The sequence below is a fragment of the Streptomyces sp. NPDC048718 genome (assembly GCF_043198875.1).
Taxonomy (GTDB): domain Bacteria; phylum Actinomycetota; class Actinomycetes; order Streptomycetales; family Streptomycetaceae; genus Streptomyces.
In genome coordinates, this window is record NZ_JBICVG010000002.1 from 23,904 (window position 1) to 37,804 (window position 13,901).

Annotated in this window: 10 protein-coding genes and 2 pseudogenes; 7 read left to right on the forward strand and 5 right to left on the reverse strand. The window is 73.9% G+C overall.

Annotated features, from left to right (window positions below):
- Window positions 1–36 precede the first annotated feature (36 nt).
- A pseudogene (locus ACGFRB_RS03220) lies at window positions 37–333 on the forward strand (YrdB family protein); the annotation flags it as partial.
- 267 nt (window positions 334–600) lie between these two features.
- Here ACGFRB_RS03220 and ACGFRB_RS03225 read toward each other — a convergent pair.
- Window positions 601–1,863 (reverse strand): MFS transporter, encoded by a 1,263-nt coding sequence (locus ACGFRB_RS03225; protein WP_393238294.1) that lies wholly within the window; start codon window positions 1,861–1,863, stop codon window positions 601–603.
- Window positions 1,864–2,279: 416 nt separating this feature from the next.
- Here ACGFRB_RS03225 and ACGFRB_RS03230 point away from each other — a divergent pair, with 416 nt between their 5' ends.
- Complete coding sequence (locus ACGFRB_RS03230; protein ID WP_393238297.1) at window positions 2,280–3,233, forward strand: LysR substrate-binding domain-containing protein; 954 nt, start codon at window positions 2,280–2,282, stop codon at window positions 3,231–3,233.
- A gap of 32 nt (window positions 3,234–3,265) precedes the next feature.
- Complete coding sequence (locus ACGFRB_RS03235) at window positions 3,266–4,102, forward strand: methyltransferase domain-containing protein (RefSeq protein ID WP_393238300.1); 837 nt, start codon at window positions 3,266–3,268, stop codon at window positions 4,100–4,102.
- Here the strand turns inward: ACGFRB_RS03235 and ACGFRB_RS03240 are convergent.
- Window positions 4,099–6,345, reverse strand: a complete 2,247-nt coding sequence (locus tag ACGFRB_RS03240; protein WP_393238303.1) for a PQQ-binding-like beta-propeller repeat protein — start codon at window positions 6,343–6,345, stop codon at window positions 4,099–4,101. The genes ACGFRB_RS03235 and ACGFRB_RS03240 overlap by 4 nt on opposite strands.
- 365 nt (window positions 6,346–6,710) lie before the next feature.
- Window positions 6,711–7,115 (reverse strand): DUF5997 family protein, encoded by a 405-nt coding sequence (locus ACGFRB_RS03245; protein ID WP_363008234.1) that lies wholly within the window; start codon window positions 7,113–7,115, stop codon window positions 6,711–6,713.
- A 157-nt stretch (window positions 7,116–7,272) separates the two neighbouring features.
- Between ACGFRB_RS03245 and ACGFRB_RS03250 the strand changes: the two genes are divergently transcribed.
- Entirely contained in the window at window positions 7,273–8,139 is an 867-nt protein-coding gene (locus ACGFRB_RS03250) for a LysR family substrate-binding domain-containing protein (RefSeq protein ID WP_393238307.1), read from the forward strand.
- A gap of 199 nt (window positions 8,140–8,338) precedes the next feature.
- On the opposite strand, the gene ACGFRB_RS03255 is transcribed toward ACGFRB_RS03250, so the two are convergent.
- Complete coding sequence (locus ACGFRB_RS03255; RefSeq protein WP_393238310.1) at window positions 8,339–9,799, reverse strand: MFS transporter; 1,461 nt, start codon at window positions 9,797–9,799, stop codon at window positions 8,339–8,341.
- 398 nt (window positions 9,800–10,197) lie between these two features.
- Between ACGFRB_RS03255 and ACGFRB_RS03260 the strand changes: the two genes are divergently transcribed.
- Together ACGFRB_RS03260 and ACGFRB_RS03265 are read left to right on the forward strand one after the other, a co-directional pair.
- Entirely contained in the window at window positions 10,198–10,653 is a 456-nt protein-coding gene (locus tag ACGFRB_RS03260; RefSeq protein WP_363008230.1) for a MarR family transcriptional regulator, read from the forward strand.
- A gap of 88 nt (window positions 10,654–10,741) precedes the next feature.
- Window positions 10,742–10,876, forward strand: a pseudogene (locus ACGFRB_RS03265) (lactate utilization protein C); the annotation flags it as partial.
- 167 nt (window positions 10,877–11,043) lie between these two features.
- Here ACGFRB_RS03265 and xylB read toward each other — a convergent pair.
- Window positions 11,044–12,597: a xylulokinase gene (xylB, locus tag ACGFRB_RS03270; protein ID WP_393238313.1), complete on the reverse strand. Its 1,554-nt coding sequence runs from the start codon at window positions 12,595–12,597 to the stop codon at window positions 11,044–11,046.
- A 132-nt stretch (window positions 12,598–12,729) separates the two neighbouring features.
- On the opposite strand from xylB, the gene xylA reads away from it, so the two are divergent.
- Entirely contained in the window at window positions 12,730–13,899 is a 1,170-nt protein-coding gene (gene xylA, locus ACGFRB_RS03275; protein WP_393238316.1) for a xylose isomerase, read from the forward strand.
- The last annotated feature ends 2 nt before the right edge of the window (window positions 13,900–13,901 follow it).

Consider the following 13,901-nt stretch of genomic DNA (forward strand, 5'->3'; position numbering starts at 1 on the left):
CGCGTTCGAAAGATCGTGTGCTGCAAGGTGGCCTGCATGAGACTCCCCACTCCGCTGTACTGGGCCAACGAGGGCATCGCCTTCCTCTTGGAACTCGTCGCGCTCGTGTGCCTCGCCTGGTGGGGATGGCGCAGTGTGGAGCACATGGCGCTGAGGATGGTTCTCGCCGTCGCGGCGCCCGTAGCGGCGGCTGTCGTTTGGGGCCTGTTCGCCTCGCCCAAGGCGACGTACACACTGCCGCGGGCCGGTGTCCTCGCTGTCAAGGCGCTGGTCTTCGGTGCTGCGGCGACCGCGCTGTGGGCGGTGGAACGGCCTGCCTGGGCGCTGGTGTTCGGGATCGCCGTCATGGTGAACACCGATCTCGCGGCACTGGCCCCCGGTAGCGGTGGTGTCGGCCGGCCGGGCGATCGCCGGCCGGCCTTGCCGGGGTCCGGGTGCGAGGCGGCCTCTCTTATCCGACCCGGCCGGGGCGCCCGCGCCCGCCCACCGGGCCCGGCACCCCTGCCCGCCCCGCAGCGCGGGCTTCGTGCGGCGGGGAGCGGATCACGGCGGGGGTGGGTGCGGCCGGCCGAGGTCCTCGGCGTCCTCAGGGTTCCGTGGTCAACGACCCACTCCGGTGCGGCGCGTGCTGGTGGCGAAGCTATGACGGCAGGTCAGGACCGCCGCCACCACCGAGAGAGCGGTACTCGTCCACAGGGCGGCGCGCGGGTCGTTCGTGTGGGCGGTCGCGGCGGCGGCCAGCAGGGGACCCGCGAAGGCTCCGGTGTTCAGGGCGACCGTGGCCGAGGCGCCGGAGAGCGTGGGTGCTTCGGAGGCGAGTCGCAGAACGCGGCTGACGAGTGTCGTACCGAGCGCGAAGGACAGCGCGCCCTGGAGGGCCGCGAGCGCGAACAAGGCCAGGGGATACGCGGCGACCAGGGCGAACATGGCCCATGCGGGGACGAGAACGCCGAGGACGACGGGCACCCGGAGTGAGGCCCGGCCCGCGACGGTGACGCCGGCGAACGCTCCCGTTCCGAAGGCGGCCAGCAGCGCGGGAACGGCGGCCGGAGGCAGTCCGGCCACCTCGGTCGCGACGAGTGCGAGGAACGCGAAGCTCGCGAAAGTGGCTCCGTTGACCAGGGCCGCGCAGAGGAGAGTGCCGCGCAGTGGGCGCGAGCGGAAGGTGCGCAGTTCGCGCCGGACACGGTCGGCGGGGTTCGGGGCGGGATCGGTCGACGTGGTACGGGGCGGGGTGACGCCCGCGTCCGCGGCGCCGGGCAGGGGGCCCGCGTCCGGGTCCGGGATCGCTCCGGAGACCTGTCCGGGTCCGGCCGCGAGGGCGACGGGGGCCGAGCGGACGAGGAGGGCGAGCGCGGGCAGGCACAGGACGGCGACGGACCAGAACACCCAGCGCCAGCCGAGGTGTTCGCCGAGCGCCGCGCCCGCCGGGACGCCGACGACGCAGGCCAGGGTCACGCCCGACAGCAGGACCGCGGTCGCGCGGGCCTGCCGTGCCGGTCCGGCGAGGGCGGCGGCGTACGGCAGGGCCACCGCGAGGAATCCGGCGTTCGCCGCGGCGGCGGCAACGCGGGTGGCGTACAGGACGGTGACGTCCGTGGTCAGTGCCCCGACGGCGTGGACGGCCACGAAGGCGGTCAGGAAACCGGCCAGGGCGGGGCGCGGGCGCCCGCGCGCGGCGAGCAGGGCCATCACTGGCGCGCCGATGATCATTCCGATCGCGTACGCCGAGGTCAGACCGGCGGCGGTCGATGGGGACACGGACAGGTCGCGGGCGAGGCCGGGGACGAGTCCGGAGAGCATGAACTCGGAGGTGCCCTGGGCGAAGACGGCGAGACCCAGGACATGGACGAGGAAGGGCATGGTGTCGGCTCCGGTGACGAGAGTGCGGACCAGTCGGATCCGCGGGCCGGGCGCCGCGTCGCGCGCACATGCCCACTGGGATCCGGGACGCGTCTGCGGTCACGCACGGCGGAGCCGGCCGGGAACCTGGTGGTTCCGGCTCAGCTCTGACTCCGCCGCCGGGTGACCGACGGCTTGGCTCTCTCCGATTCGGGGCTCGTCACGCGGGGGACGCTATCCACGCGCCGGACGGCGGGGCAAACGGTTTTCCGTCCGGGGCCCGGGCGCACGCCGGGGTTCGCCCGCGGCCCCGCCGGCAGACGGGCCGGCGGGCACTCCGGGCGGCACACGCCACCGGGCCCGCGGACAGTCCTGGTGGCTCCATGCCAGCCTCAAGGTCCGGTTCGTGTTTTCGGCGAGATACGTAAGCTGAGCTGATGCTCGATGTACGACGTCTCCGACTGCTGCGCGAACTCGATCTGCGCGGCACCATCGCCGCTGTCGCCGAGGCCCTGGCATTCACTCCGTCGGCCGTGTCGCAGCAGCTCGGCACGCTGGAACGGGAGGCGGGGGTCGCGCTCCTGGAACGCTCCGGGCGCGGAGTGCGGCTCACGCCGGCCGGCCGGAACCTCGTCCGGCACGCGGAGGCGGTCCTGGAGCGTCTGGAGCAGGCGGAGGCCGAACTCGCCGAGGCGCGGCACGGTCCGGCGGGGCCGCTGCGGATCGGGGCCTTCCCGACCGCGACACGTGCCCTCGTTCCCGAGGCGCTCGCTCTGCTCGCGGCCCGGTTCCCCGCTCTGGAACCGATGGTGAGCGAGATGGACCCGTCGGGGGTGGCGCACGCGCTGCGCGCCGGGGACCTCGATGTGGCGCTCGTCCACGACTACGACCTGGTGCCGAAGCCGCCGGAGCCGGGGCTCGCCGGCGTGCCGCTGTGCGAGGAGGCGATGTACCTGGCGTGCCGCGACGAGCGGGGTGGCCCCGGCGCCTCGGTCGGGGCGGGCGGCCTGGAGGTGCTCGCGCTGCGGCGGGACTCTCCGTGGATCATGGCGGCGCCGGACACGATGTGCCGGGCGGTGACCGAGCAGATGTGCCGGGCAGCGGGCTTCGTGCCCCGCGTACGGCATCAGGTGGACGAGTTCGCGACGGTCCTGGCCTTCGTGGCGGCGGGTCACGGTGTGGCCGTCGTACCGCAGTTGGGTGCGACACAGCCGCCACCGGGAGTGTCTCTGACGGCTCTTCCGGTCCGCCGCAGGACCCGGATCGCCTTCCGTGGCGGCGCCGGCGCCCATCCGTCGGTCGCGGCCCTCACCGAGGCGCTCCGGGAGGCCGTACCGAAGTCCCTGCTGACGATCCGCTCCCCCGGCGCGGAGAACCGCGCGACCGGATGAGGGGCAGACCGTCGGCCGCGTAGGGTCGGCGCATGATCGAGCGGAATGCCGCCCCGGTGCGGGGTGCCGAGAGTTTCGACCAGGGTGTCTCCGCGTGGCAGGAGTGGCAGGAGGCGCCGTGGGGGCGTCTGCGCTACGCCGTGGCGCAGGCCGGTCTCGCCGGCCACCTGGGCGCGTCGGGGGCGGGTCCGCTGCGCGTACTCGATCTCGGAGGGGGAGACGGAGGAGACGCGGTGTGGCTGGCGGCGCGGGGCCATCGGGTCACGATCGCCGACTACGCGCCGGCCATGCTCGCCACCGCCGCCCGGCGGGCGGCCTCGGCCGGTGTGGCCGACCGGGTCATCTGCGCGGAGACCGATGTCGCGGCTCTCCCAGGGGAGTTGGCGTCAGGCGACTTCGATCTCGTGCTCTGTCACGGGCTGTTGCCGTACACGACGGACACGTCCGGGACACTCGGCACCGCACTCGGCGCGCTGCGGCCGGGCGGGCTTCTCTCCGTCATCGCGATGAACCGGCATTCCGAGGCGCTGCGTTCGGCGGTGCGGACCATGGATCCGGACGTCGTACTCCGGGCTCTGGACGCGCGGACGGCACACACCGAGCTCTTCGACGCCGAGCTGCGGATGCACACGGCGGAGGAGCTGACCTCGGCTTTGCACGGTCTCGGCTGCGGTGAGGTCCACCACTACGGCATCCGCGTGTTCTGCGACTACATCCCCGACGACGTGCTCAAGAGCGACCCCGCGTACTACGCCCGTCTGGAGCGGCTGGAGATCGCGGCGGCCGGGCGGGAGCCGTACAAGCACACCGCCCGGCTGCTGCATCTGATCATGCGGAAACCCGGCCCGGCGGCCGGGGGCGGCTCCTAGGGACGGGGGAAGGGGAACGAGGCCAGGAACTTGTTCGCCTCGTCCGACACGACGAGCCGGTCCCCCTGGACCACGGCCTGCGTCAGCGCGCCGGAGTGGGGCGGCGCGCCCGGGAGCGCGGGGTCGATGGTGAGGCGGCCGCCCCGGACCGGTTCGCCGCCGGTCAGCGGGAAGGCGTACAGCTGCAGGCCGGTGTCGTTGTCGGAGGCGACGGCGCGGATCGCGCCCTTGACCGTGCCGGGCAGCAGGATGACGTCACCGGCGTCCCGGTGCAGGGTGTGCTGCCAGGCCGGCGCGCCGGACTCGAGGTCGAAGCCGACGACGACGCTGTCGAAGCCGACGTCGAGTGAAGGGTCGTCGACGCGGTAGGCCTGGACGAGGACGCCACCGGCGACCATGCCGGGCTGCCGGTCCTGTAGGCGCGGGCTCAGTCCGTGCACGGCCTCGGTGTGCAGCAGTTTCCACGCGCCGCCGGTTCGGGCGAAGGTGAAGTGATCGAAACCGCCGTTGGGCTCGAGCGCGACCACGAGCGGGTCGGCGTTGACGACGGTCGTCGACGGCGCTCCGCCGTCGTGCCGCGGCGGCTTGGGCGCGGGTATGCGTTCGGTGACCCTGCCGGTGCGCAGGTCGAAGCGGCGCAGGACCGTACTCGGGTCCGCCGAGTCGCCCTCGTAGGAGGCGACGAGGGTGTCGCCGGTCACGTCGAGGCTGCCGAGGGTGCGGGCCTCGCCGTCCGCGAGCGGCTGGTCGGCGCCGGTCCAGCGGACGTGTCCGGTGCGGGCGTCGAGGACGACGGGTGCCGTCCGGGTGCCGGTGACGACGACGTCCCGGGTGACCCGTACGACGGCGCCACCCATCCCGCTCCGGTCGTCGGTGGCGAGGATCTGCCGGGACCACAGCTGTTTCCCGCTCCGGGTGTCGATGGCGACGACGGCGCCGCAGGGGCCCTGCGTCCCGCGCCGCATGACCAGGGCGATCACCTCGTGGGCGGCGGTGGGCGAGACGGCGCACAGGTGGAAGGCGCCCGACCGGTCCTTGATCTCCCAGCTCTGCTTGCCGGTGGCGAGGTCGTAGCCGGTGGCGGTGGTGTCGTCGAGGTGGACGGTGACGCCGTCGCCGCCGTTCACCAGGAAGCCGCCGCTGTGTTCGGGCGTGGTCGCCGGGGCCGCCCACTGGGCCTCGCGTGCGCCGCCGATGCCGTACGCGGGTGCCGTGGCGTTTTCGGTGACATCGGTGGTCACACCGTCACCGTCGAGCAGTCCGTACTTCTTGGCGGCGAAGAGGCCGCCGCCACCGGCGAGCAGCACGAGGACCAGGACGATGGTGAGGACGAGTCCGCCCCGTCCGCGGCGGGGCGCCGAGGGCCCGTAGGGGGTGCCGGCGTGGGGAGGGTTCTGCGGAGGGTTCCCGTAGGGGCCCGGGTGCGGGTGCGGGGCGCCGGTCGGAGGCGCGGGCGCGGGTCCGAAGCCGGGCCCGGACCGCTCGGGCGGGTGTTCGCCGGGCCGGGCGCCCGCCTGGGTCTCGGGCCCGCCCATCCGCTGGTAGCACCGGCCGAGCAGGGCCGCGGCCCCGAGGGCGACGGCGGCGATCGCCGCGCCGGCCAGCCGGGGCAGCGGTCCGTCACCCTTGACGATCATGGGGACCGCGACGAGGACGAAGACGCCGTACAGCCCCTGCCCCGTACGGGCCCCGAGGGGGACGACACGCAGCAGGTCGGGGAGGGTGGAGGCGGCGGCCAGGCCCAGGGAGAGAGGGATCACCACGCCCATCGCCAGGGCGCCGAAGCCGAACGGGTTGCCGTACGCGCCCCAGGATCCACCCATGAAGAGCAGCCAGCCGGCACCGCCGAGGCCCAGCAGGACCAGCACCCCATTGAGGTACGCGGCGAGGGTCGCGGCGCGGCGGGCGCTGGGCAGATGCGCGATCGGGGAGCGTCGGCCGGCCGGGAGCAGGGTCCGCAGCCGGCGCCGCAGCCGTAGGACCCGGGCGTACCCGAGCAGTCCGCCGGCGAGAAGCGCCGCGCCGATCAGTGCGGCGATCAGTGCGGCGGCGAAACCCGTGGGTGCTCGGGTGATCCCGTAGTGGGTACCGCCCGCGGTCAGCGGGACGCCGAAGAGTATTCCGAGGACGGAGATCTTGGACAGACTCCGGATGCGGCCGACGAGTCGGCCCGCTTCGATCTGTGGCGGCGGAGCCGTTCCGTCTGGCCCGAGGTAGGGACCGTTCGGCTGAGTCGGCTGCATGACATACCCCCCCATAGGCAGCTGATGCGGCGCGTCAGTCTGCCATTCGGTGGTGTCTACACGCAGCCCCTGACCTGCAACAAGGTCGTCACAGAACTTTCAACTCGCGGTGTTTTCAGGAGAGTCGCACCATCAGGGCGGTTCGGGTGCGGTGTGCGGCTCCTCGATCCGGGTGGCGCTCACCGGGTGGCAGCCGTCCGCCGGGGGCCGGGGAAGAGACGCCGTCAGAAGCAGGAGAGGGTGCGGTCGCGGGAGCGAAGCGGGACGCGGGCTCACATGCGTCCGGCCCGTGGCCGACGGGCCACGGGCCGGACTCGTTCGCCGTACCGAGGTGCCCAGGGGCCGCCCGGTACGGCGGACAGGGGTCAGTCGCGCTCGGCGGCGGCGCGGGCGGCCTTCTCGGCCTGCGCCTCCTTGATGCGGGCGGTCTCCTTGCGGACCTCGGCCTGGGTGGCGCGCTCCTTCTGCAGCCACTCGGGGTTCTCGTCCTTGAGTGCGTCGATCTGGGCCGTGGTGAGGGCGTCGGTGACACCGCCACGGACGAGACCGGAGATGGAGACACCCAGCTTGGCCGCCACGACGGGGCGGGGGTGCGGGCCGTCGCGGCGCAGGTCGCGCAGCCACTCCGGCGGGTCGGTCTGGAGGGCGTTCAGCTCGGCGCGGGAGACAGTACCCGCGCGGAACTCGTCAGGGGTGGCGTCGAGGTACACGCCCAGCTTCTTCGCCGCCGTGGCGGGCTTCATCGTCTGGGCGCTCTGGTGCTGGGTCATACCGACAAGAATATCGGGCAGGGCCGCCCCTTCCGACCACGGCCGGTAATCTGGCCTGGTGACAGGCTCGGACGCATCTTCCCCCAGCTCCCCCGCCCCTTCCCCGGCTCCGGAGGCCTCCGGGGAAGCCCCGGAGAGCACGCGATCCACGGGATCCGTGGTCTCCCCCGGCTCCCCCGACTCCCCTGCCCCCTCGGCGCCCCCCGCCTCCCCGGTCTCCTTCCGGCTGGCGTACGTACCCGGGGTGACACCCGCGAAGTGGGTGCGGATCTGGCGGGAGCGGCTGCCCGACATCCCCCTCGAACTGGTGCAGGTGGAGTCAGCGGAGGCGGTGGTGCTGCTGCGCGAGCGCGGCGCCGACGCCGGCCTCGTCCGCCTTCCGGTGGACCGTACGGAGCTCAGCGCCATCCCCCTGTACGCGGAGACGACCGTCGTCGTCTGCCCCAAGGACCACGTGGTGGCCGCGGCGGACGAGGTGACCGTCGAGGACATCGCCGACGAGATCGTGCTGCATCCGCAGGACGACACGCTGGACTGGGCGGCCGAGGGGCGCGAGGGCCCGCCGGGGCTGCCCGCGTTCGAGCGGCCGGCGACGACGGGGGACGCGATCGAGCTGGTGGCGGCCGGGATCGGGCTGCTCGTGGTCCCGCAGTCGCTGGCCCGGCTGCACCACCGCAAGGACCTCACGTACCGGACGATCACGGGAACGCCGGAATCGCGGGTGGCCCTGTCATGGCCGGAGGACGCCACCACCGATCTGGTGGAGGACTTCATCGGGATCGTGCGCGGGCGCACCGTGAACAGCTCGCGGGGACGGCGGCCCGAGGAGCGGACGAAGGACGCCGCGAAGACCGGCGGCCAAGGGCAGAAGGCCGCCAAGGCCGGGGGCTCCGCGCAGCGCAAGACCCGACAGCAGCCGCAGCCGGGTCGCCAGGGCCAGAAGCCGGGCGGCGGGCGGCGGACGACCGGAGGCGGCGCGCCGAAGAGCGGCGGACGCTCCGGGAAGCCGCGTCGCCGCTCCTGAGCGCCCGAGCGGTCCCGGGGCTTCCGGGGATCCAGGCCCTGGCCCTGGCCCTGGCCTCATCCTGACGAACGACGGTGTGCCCGGCTCCCCTGTGCGGGGAGCCGGGCACACCGTCGTTGCAGGGGCCCGCCTCCACCGCCTGACCGGCCGGACGGAGAGCCGGCCCGGTCGGTCGGGGGGTGGGTGGTCGGGGGGTCGGTCAGGCAGCCGTCTCGCGCGCCGGCGCGGTCTCGGCGCCGGCCGGCTCCGGGGCGTCGGTGAGCGGTCGGACCGGGATGAGCGCGGCGACGAGGGACGCCAGGAGGGCGACGCCGCAGCCGATCAGCAGGGCGACGCGGAAGCCGTTCTCGGAGGGCAACAGGTGCCCTCCGAGGTCGGTGGTCAGCTGCGCGAGGACGACACCGATGACGGCGGCCGACACGGAGCTGCCGATGGACCGCATCAGGGTGTTGAAGCTGTTCGCGGAGGCGGTCTCGTGCTGCGGCACGGCGCCCATGATGAGCGCGGGCATCGCGCCGTACGCGAGACCGACACCGGTGTTGCAGACGAGGGTGACGATCAGCAGACCCCAGGTGGAGCCCATGAGGAACATCGAGGAGCCGTAACCGAGGGCGATGACGAGGCTGCCGACGGACAGGGTGACCTTCGGGCCGCGGGCGGCGGAGAGCTTCGCGCCGAAGGGGGCGAGGGCCATCATCATGAGGCCGGCCGGGGCCATCCACAGGCCCATCGCCATCATCGACTGGCCGAGGCCGTAGCCGGTGGCCTCGGGGAGCTGGAGCAGCTGCGGGACGACGAGGGACTGCGCGTACATCGCGAAGCCGACCAGGATCGAGGCCGCGTTGGCCACCAGGACCTGCGGGCGGGCGGTGGTGCGCAGGTCGACCAGCGGGTCGCGGGTGCGCAGTTCCCAGGCACCCCAGGCGAGCAGGACGACGGCGGCGGTGGCGAACAGGCCGAGGGTGGTGGGGCTGCCCCAGCCCCAGCCGGAGCCCTTGGAGACGGCCAGGAGCAGGGCGACGAGTCCGCCACCGAGGCCGACGGCGCCGAGCACGTCGAAGCGGCCGGCCTTGCCGGTGGTCCGGCCCGCCGGAACGAGCAGGAAGACGAGAACGGCGACGACCAGGCTGAGGCCGGCGGCGACCCAGAACAGCACGCGCCAGCTGGCGTGCTCGGCGACGGCCGCGGAGAACGGCAGGCCGAGGGCACCGCCGACGCCCATGGAGGCGCTCATCAGGGCGATGGACGAGCCGAGCTTCTCGGGCGGCAGGACGTCGCGCAGCAGGCTGATGCCGAGCGGGACGATGCCCATGCCGAGGCCTTGCAGACTGCGTCCGACGATCATCGGGGCGACGGAGGAGGACAGGGCGCAGACGACCGAGCCGCCGATGAGCGGCGCGGTGGAGGCGAGCAGCAGGCGGCGCTTGCCGTACATGTCGCCGAGGCGTCCGGCGACCGGCGTCGCGACGGCCGCGGCGAGGAGGGTCGCGGTGATCACCCAGGAGGCGTTGGAGGGGCCGGTGTGCAGGAGGGTGGGCAGGTCGCCGATGAGGGGGACGACGAGCGTCTGCATGAGGGCGGCGACGATGCCCGCGAGGGCGAGGACGCCGACGATGCCGCCGCCCCCTTGGGGGCGACTGGCGGGGGCGCTGGCGGACATGGGTTCTCCGTGGGTCTGGGTGGTGGATCCGGGCCCGGGTCCGGGTGGTGGACCCGGATCCGGGTCGTACGCCGGGGTCGTCGTACGTCGGGGTCGTGCGGTCGGGCAGTCGGGCAGTCGGGCGGTGCCGTGATCAGCGGGTACGGGCCGTCGCCTGCGGGCGGACGGGCCGGCGGGGCGCCGGAGGGCGCGGTACGGCGGCACGAGCATTGTGCAACGTACACATTATGTGCATGATGCACAAGCCGGGTCATGGAGGAGTCCCCGGCGGGGCTGCCTATGCTGGGCGGGGCCCGCTCCCCTCCGCCCGCCTTCCGCCGCCAGTCCCCCGCCCCTGCTCCGTACCCCTGACTCCGTTTCCCGCCCCGACGACACCGCCCCGCTGCGACAGGACCCCGATGGACAAGCCCACGCATCTGATCGAGTTCGAGACCATGCTCCTGGCGCGCCACTCCCACCTGCACACTCCGCGGGCCCGGGCGGCGGGCTGGCAGCTCGACCGGAGTGCGTACGTCCTGCTGAGCCGGATCAGCATGGACGGGCCGATGTCCATCAGCCAGCTGAGCGAGGCGTTCGGTCTGGACGCCTCGACGCTGAACCGGCAGACGGCGGCCATGCTGCGTGCCGGGCTCGTCGAACGGATCCCCGACCCGGAAGGCGGCATCGCCCGCAAGTTCCGGATCACCGAGGAGGGGACACAGCGGCTGGAGGCCGACCGGACGTACAACGTGGAGGGCCTGGAGCGGGTGCTCGCCGACTGGACGCCCGAAGAGGTGGCCGGTCTCGCCGCCGTGCTGGAGCGTTTCAACCGGGACATCGAACGGCTCGACGGGCGGCCCTGGCCCCGCCCCTGACCCCTGATCCCTGCCCTCCCCTGACCTCTTGACCCTGACTCTGACCCCAGGGCAGGGGCCAGGCGCCCCGGCGACGGCCTCGGCCCCGGACCGGCCGGCCCCGGCCCGCCCGCTCACCTGGATCTCCGGACCGTCCGCCACCAGCGACATCGAACTCGACCAGTTGAAGGGCATGCACGGACCGCGCCGCCTGGAGGGGATCCTGCCGGCGGAGACGGACTGAGGGGTGGGGTTGTCCGGTGGATCAGGGTCGGACAGGCCGGGGCGTCTGGTGCGGTGCGGGGCAAGGCGCCGGAGTGTCTTGACAGCGGAGCTGTTCAGGCATTTCGGCAACGCAGCCAGGTGCCGTGCCAGACGCCCCGGCCCCGGCCAAGATCCGCCGGACAACCCCTAACCGAGCAGCGTCGGCGTCGCCCGGTCCAGGACGTCCGCGATCCGCTCCCAGGTCTCCTTGTCCCGGTCGGCCGGCGGCAGGGTCCGTCCCGTGCCGGTGCCCCAGGCTCCGGCGATCGCGACCGCGTCGGTGCCGTCGGACGCGGCCTCGGCGGCGAGCGCGGCGGCGCCGAGAGCGACGAGTTCGGTGGCGGCGGGCACGATCAGCGGCCGGCCGGAGAGCCGGCGCACGGTCTCGGTCCAGACCCGGCCCTGGGCGCCGCCGCCGATCAGGCGCAGGGGCCGGTCGCGCACGACCGGGTCGGCCGGGTCGAGGCCGCAGGTGGCGAGGAGTTCGTCGAGGGCCCGCAGGACGGTGAACACGGCGCCCTCGTAGGCGGCGCCGAGCAGGGCCTGCGGGGTGCTGGCATGCCGCAGGCCGGTGAGCAGTCCGGCGGCGTGGGGCAGGTCGGGGGTGCGTTCGCCGTCGAGGTACGGCAGGAGGACGAGGCCGTCGCCGGGGGTGGCGTCCTCGCGGTCGAGGCCGAGCAGCGCGGCCACCTTGTCGACGGCGAGGGTGCAGTTCAGGGTGCAGCCGAGGGGCAGATGGGTGCCGTCGGTGGCGGCGAAGCCGGCGATGCCGGGGCTCGCGGGGCGGGTACGGGTGGCGGCGAAGACGGTGCCGGAGGTGCCGAGGCTGACGACCGGGTGGTCGAGGAGGCCCTGGGCGCCGAGGCCGAGGCCGACGGCGGCGGCCATGTTGTCGCCGGTTCCGGCGGCGACGGCGATGCCCTCGGGCAGGCCGAGGGTGTCGGCGGCAGCGCGGGTGAGGGTGCCGGCCCGGGTGCCGCCGGTGGGGGCGACGGCCGGGAGCTGCGCGGGGTCGAGGCCGAGGAGGTCGAGCAGGGCGGGGTCGTGGGCGGCGCGGCCGGTGTCGTACCAGCCGGTTCCGGAGGCGTCGCCAGGGTCGGTGACGGCCTCGCCGCAGAGCCGTTCGGTGAGGAAGTCGTGCGGGAGGCGGACGGCGCCGGTGCGGGCGACGACGGCGGGTTCGTGTTCGCGCAGCCACTGCCATTTCGTGGCGGTGACGGAGGCGACGGGCACCGATCCGGTGCGTTCCAGCCAGGCTCCGGGGCCGCCGAAGGCGGTGGTGAGGGCGGCGGCCTGGGGCGCGGAGCGGGTGTCGTTCCAGAGCAGGGCGGGGCGCAGGGGGCGGCCGCCCGGGGTGTCGAGGGCGACGAGGCCGTGCTGCTGGCCGGCGACGGCGATGCCGGTGACGGCGCGGCCGGGGACACCGGCCTCGGCGAGGGCTTCGGCGACGGCGGCGGCGAGCGCGGTCCACCAGGTCTCGGGGTCGGTCTCGCGGGCGCCGTGGGTGCCGGTGACGGTGTGCGGGGCGCGGCCGAGGCCGAGGAGCTCGCCGGTGGCGGTGTCGACGACGACGGCCTTGGTGGACTGCGTGGAGCTGTCCACGCCGACGACCACGGGACGGTGGGGGCGGGCCGTGCCCGGATGGTGCGCTTCCGGCACCTCTTGCGGGTGGCGCGGTGCGGTTTCCGAGTGGTCGGCCATGGGACACCTCGTCCTTCTCCGGGTGCGGGCTCTGGCGCCCGACGGCTCCCCGGGGGTATTAGTTATCTCAGAAAACAAATCCGGCGGCCAGCCTCGCCGCCGGATCTGGCACCCCGCGCGAAGGAGCCGGACATGGCCCAGCATCTCCTCCCCACCCCCGACGACCGTTTCACCTTCGGCCTCTGGACGGTCGGCTGGCAGGGCCGTGACCCGTTCGGCGACGCCACCCGGCCGGCGCTCGACCCGGTCGAGTCGGTCGAGCGGCTGGCCGCCCTCGGCGCGTACGGCGTCACCTTCCACGACGACGACCTCATCCCGTTCGGGTCGTCGGAGAGCGAGCGGGAGACGGCGGTCAAGCGCTTCCGGGCCGCGCTCGACCGCACGGGCCTGAAGGTGCCGATGGCCACCACCAACCTCTTCACCCACCCGGTGTTCAAGGACGGCGCGTTCACGGCCAACGACCGCGACGTGCGCCGCTTCGCGCTGCGCAAGGCGATCCGGAACATCGACCTGGCCGTGGAGCTGGGCGCCTCCGTGTACGTGGCGTGGGGCGGGCGCGAGGGCGCCGAGTCCGGCGCGGCGAAGGACGTGCGGGTGGCGCTCGACCGGATGAAGGAGGCCTTCGACCTGCTCGGCCAGTACGTCACCGACCAGGGCTACGATCTGCGCTTCGCCATCGAGCCGAAGCCGAACGAGCCGCGCGGCGACATCCTGCTGCCGACCATCGGGCACGCGCTGGCCTTCATCGAGCGCCTGGAGCGGCCCGACATGGTCGGGGTGAACCCGGAGACGGGGCACGAGCAGATGGCCGGGCTCAACTTCCCGCATGGCATCGCGCAGGCGCTGTGGGCGGGCAAGCTGTTCCACATCGACCTCAACGGCCAGTCGGGCATCAAGTACGACCAGGACTTCCGGTTCGGCGCGGGCGATCTGCGCCAGGCGTTCTGGCTGGTCGACCTGCTGGAGACGGCCGGCTACACGGGTCCGCGCCACTTCGACTTCAAGCCGGTGCGCACCGACGGCTTCGACGGGGTGTGGGAGTCGGCGAAGAACTGCATGCGCAACTACCTGATCCTCAAGGAGCGGGCGGCCGCCTTCCGCGCCGACCCGGAGGTCGTCGCCGCGCTCGCCGCGTCCCGTCTGGACGAGCTGGCCCAGCCCACGGCCGCGGACGGTCTCGCCGGACTGCTCGCCGACCCGACCGCGTACGAGACCTTCGACGCGGACGGTGTGGCGGAGCGTTCGATGGCCTTCGAGCGGCTCGACCAGCTGGCGCTGGAGCACCTGCTCGCGGTGCGCTGAGC

Excerpts from the sequence above, each read along its gene's own strand:
- ACGFRB_RS03225 (WP_393238294.1), bottom strand. The coding sequence starts at position 1,863 with ATGCCCTTCCTCGTCCATGTCCTGGGTCTCGCCGTCTTCGCCCAGGGC.
- ACGFRB_RS03230 (WP_393238297.1), top strand. The coding sequence starts at position 2,280 with ATGCTCGATGTACGACGTCTCCGACTGCTGCGCGAACTCGATCTGCGC.
- ACGFRB_RS03235 (WP_393238300.1), top strand. The coding sequence starts at position 3,266 with ATGATCGAGCGGAATGCCGCCCCGGTGCGGGGTGCCGAGAGTTTCGAC.
- ACGFRB_RS03240 (WP_393238303.1), bottom strand. The coding sequence starts at position 6,345 with ATGCAGCCGACTCAGCCGAACGGTCCCTACCTCGGGCCAGACGGAACG.
- ACGFRB_RS03245 (WP_363008234.1), bottom strand. The coding sequence starts at position 7,115 with ATGACCCAGCACCAGAGCGCCCAGACGATGAAGCCCGCCACGGCGGCG.
- ACGFRB_RS03255 (WP_393238310.1), bottom strand. The coding sequence starts at position 9,799 with ATGTCCGCCAGCGCCCCCGCCAGTCGCCCCCAAGGGGGCGGCGGCATC.
- ACGFRB_RS03260 (WP_363008230.1), top strand. The coding sequence starts at position 10,198 with ATGGACAAGCCCACGCATCTGATCGAGTTCGAGACCATGCTCCTGGCG.
- xylB (WP_393238313.1), bottom strand. The coding sequence starts at position 12,597 with ATGGCCGACCACTCGGAAACCGCACCGCGCCACCCGCAAGAGGTGCCG.
- xylA (WP_393238316.1), top strand. The coding sequence starts at position 12,730 with ATGGCCCAGCATCTCCTCCCCACCCCCGACGACCGTTTCACCTTCGGC.